The organism is Bacteroides sp. 1001302B_160321_D4, from assembly GCF_015667765.1.
GTDB classification, from domain to species: Bacteria; Bacteroidota; Bacteroidia; order Bacteroidales; family Bacteroidaceae; genus Bacteroides; species Bacteroides xylanisolvens.
On record NZ_JADPLO010000132.1, the window covers coordinates 1 to 3,666 of the forward strand.

Sequence of the window (3,666 nt, forward strand, 5' to 3'; positions counted from 1 at the left end):
AAAACGGCGGCTACCTACTCTCCCACTGTTACGCAGTACCATCGGCGTGACGAGGCTTAACTTCTCTGTTCGGAATGGGAAGAGGTGGAACCCTCGTGCTATAACCACCTGAATAAGGTTATGACATGATGAAAAGTAAAATCTCAAGTTATTACTACTATGTTTCTGTTCTCTGTTTCCAGTTTCTGTATCAGTAATCCGCTAAACGTATATACCCAACCGGTACATATTTGAAAGAAAGTGAACGGGCAATTAGTAATGCTCGGCTTTGATGTTACCACCTTTACACCTGCATCCTATCAACGTCATCGTCTTTAACGACCCTAAGAAATCTAATCTTGTGGCTGGCTTCGTACTTAGATGCTTTCAGCACTTATCCAATCCCGACTTAGATACCCAGCGATGCACCTGGCGGCACAACTGGTAAACCAGCGGTCAGTCCAACACGGTCCTCTCGTACTAGTGTCAGAGCCACGCAAATTTCATACGCCCACGATAGATAGAGACCGAACTGTCTCACGACGTTCTGAACCCAGCTCGCGTGCCACTTTAATGGGCGAACAGCCCAACCCTTGGGACCTTCTCCAGCCCCAGGATGTGACGAGCCGACATCGAGGTGCCAAACCCCTCCGTCGATATGAGCTCTTGGGAGGGATCAGCCTGTTATCCCCGGAGTACCTTTTATCCTTTGAGCGATGTCCCTTCCATGCGGAAACACCGGATCACTATGCTCTAGTTTCCTACCTGATCGACTTGTCTGTCTCCCAGTCAAGCGCCCTTATGCCATTACACTCTACGGACGGTTACCAATCGTCCTGAGGGCACCTTTAGAAGCCTCCGTTACACTTTTGGAGGCGACCACCCCAGTCAAACTACCCACCAAACAGTGTCCTCGCATCTACGAGTTAGAACTCAAATAATCAAAGGGCCGTATTTCAACAGCGACTCCACAAATACTGGCGTATCTGATTCAAAGTCTCCGGCCTATCCTACACATCAATTACCCAAATTCAATGTTAAGCTATAGTAAAGGTTCACGGGGTCTTTTCGTCCCATCGCGGGTAATCGGCATCTTCACCGATACTACAATTTCACTGAGCTCACGGTTGAGACAGTGTCCAGATCATTACACCATTCGTGCAGGTCGGAACTTACCCGACAAGGAATTTCGCTACCTTAGGACCGTTATAGTTACGGCCGCCGTTTACTGGGGCTTCAATTCAATGCTTCTCTTGCGATGACATCTCCTCTTAACCTTCCAGCACCGGGCAGGTGTCAGGCTGTATACGTAATCTTTCAATTTGGCACAGCCCTGTGTTTTTGTTAAACAGTTGCCTGGACCTATTCTCTGCGCCCAACTCTCGTTGGGACCCTTTATCCCGAAGTTACAGGGTCAATTTGCCTAGTTCCTTAACCGTGAATCACTCAAGCGCCTTAGTATATTCAACCCGACTACGTGTGTCCGTTTGCGGTACGGGTACCTTAAAGATTAAGTTTAGCGGATTTTCTTGGGAGTATGCTTACACGCACTATTGGATTGTTCCGAAGAACGTTCCATACTATCAGGTTCGACTCTCTTTGTGGATTTGCCTGCAAAGATCAACATCTACACCCTTCAACGGACTATTCCGTCAGTCCGCGGCGCTATCACGCCTCCGTCTCCACGTCACTCTTTAAGGTAGTACAGGAATATTAACCTGTTCTGCCATCGGCCTCACCGTTCGGCTGAGCCTTAGGACCCGACTAACCCTGATCCGATTAGCGTTGATCAGGAAACCTTAGTCTTTCGGCGAGGGGGTTTCTCACCCCCTTTATCGTTACTTATACCTACATTTGCTTTTCCACACGCTCCAGCAAAGCTCACGCTTCACCTTCGACGCTGAGTGGAATGCTCCCCTACCGATCATTACTGATCCCATAGCTTCGGTAAATTGCTTAATGCCCGATTATTATCCACGCCAAACTCCTCGACTAGTGAGCTGTTACGCACTCTTTAAATGAATGGCTGCTTCCAAGCCAACATCCTAGCTGTCTTAGCAATCTGACTTCGTTAGTTCAACTTAGCAATTATTTCGGGACCTTAGCTGATGGTCCGGATTCTTCTCCTTTAGGACATGGACCTTAGCACCCATGCCCTCACTCCTGGGATCGAACTACTGCGCATTCGGAGTTTATCAAGACTTGATAGGCGGTGAAGCCCTCGCATCTTATCAGTCGCTCTACCTCACAGTAGTAATTCCCAAGGCTGCACCTAAATGCATTTCGGGGAGTACGAGCTATCTCCAAGTTTGATTAGCCTTTCACCCCCACCCTCAGTTCATCCGGAAGCTTTTCAACGCTTATCGGTTCGGTCCTCCAGTTAGTGTTACCTAACCTTCAACCTGACCAAGGGTAGATCACTTGGTTTCGCGTCTACTCCTTCCGACTAATCGCCCTGTTCAGACTCGCTTTCGCTTCGGCTACACATTTTGAAATGCTTAACCTTGCCGGAAAAAGTAACTCGTAGGTTCATTATGCAAAAGGCACGCCGTCACAACTTACGCTGCTCCGACCGCTTGTAGGCGCACGGTTTCAGGGACTATTTCACTCTTCTATTCGAAGTGCTTTTCACCTTTCCTTCACAGTACTGGTTCGCTATCGGTCTCTCGGGAGTATTTAGCCTTACCGGATGGTCCCGGCAGATTCACGCAAGATTCCTCGTGTCCCGCGCTACTCAGGATACCACTACGCTTCGTTTAGCTTCGAATACCGGACTATCACCGTCTATGGTTTCATTTTCCAAAGAATTCTTCTCACTAAAGTTCTTGCGACATCGTGGTCCTACAACCCCAATATTGCCGTAACAACATTGGTTTGGGCTAATCCCCGTTCGCTCGCCACTACTTGGGGAATCATTATTATTTTCTTTTCCTGCAGGTACTAAGATGTTTCAGTTCCCTGCGTTAGCCTCTTGCTATGCAAGATGTCATTCCTTCAGAATGACGGGTTGTCCCATTCGGAAATCTTCGGATCAAAGGTTATTTGCACCTTCCCGAAGCTTATCGCAGCTTATCACGTCCTTCATCGCCTCCGAGAGCCAAGGCATCCGCCATGCGCCCTTGCTTACTTTCTTTCAAACGTTTTATTCTCATACTGGTATTGACTTGGGAATTGCTTCCGGCTGTCAATATTGCATACTCGAACACGTACGGTTTGATATATACTTTTAGCTCTTACTTTTAATTTTACTTTTTGTACATCATGTCAAAGATCGTTTCTCTTTTCAGAGAGAGTGGAGAATAACGGATTCGAACCGTTGACCCTCTGCGTGCAAGGCAGATGCTCTAGCCAGCTGAGCTAATCCCCCAAGAGGTTGTTCAAGAATGTTGTTTTTAGTTTTTAGCTTTTAGCTGTCACTATTCCTCGTTCTTGAGCTTGGTAGTCCCAGGCAGAGTTGAACTGCCGACCTCTACATTATCAGTGTAGCGCTCTAACCAACTGAGCTATAGGACTAGTTCAACCTTGTCTACCTTTCGTCTAGACTCGGCTTCTTTTTTCTCTTGTTTATCTCTATCTATACTTCTATAGATGGTTGATCTATATATTATAAATAAACAAGTACCAGTAGTACAAAAAACAGAACCTTTAAAGTCATTATTTTTAACGATGGCCGTTTTACATTATTCA

Annotated in this window: 2 tRNA genes and 2 rRNA genes; all 4 read right to left on the reverse strand. The window is 46.8% G+C overall.

The annotated features are described in order from the left end of the window. Window position 1: 1 nt before the first annotated feature. A 5S ribosomal RNA gene (gene rrf / locus KFO40_RS25315) occupies window positions 2-112 on the reverse strand. Window positions 113-232: 120 nt separating this feature from the next. Beyond that, a 23S ribosomal RNA gene (locus KFO40_RS25320) occupies window positions 233-3,112 on the reverse strand. Window positions 3,113-3,272: 160 nt separating this feature from the next. Further along, a tRNA-Ala gene (locus tag KFO40_RS25325) sits at window positions 3,273-3,346 on the reverse strand. Between the two features lie 69 nt (window positions 3,347-3,415). After that, window positions 3,416-3,492 (reverse strand) — tRNA-Ile (locus KFO40_RS25330). Between the last annotated feature and the right edge of the window lie 174 nt (window positions 3,493-3,666).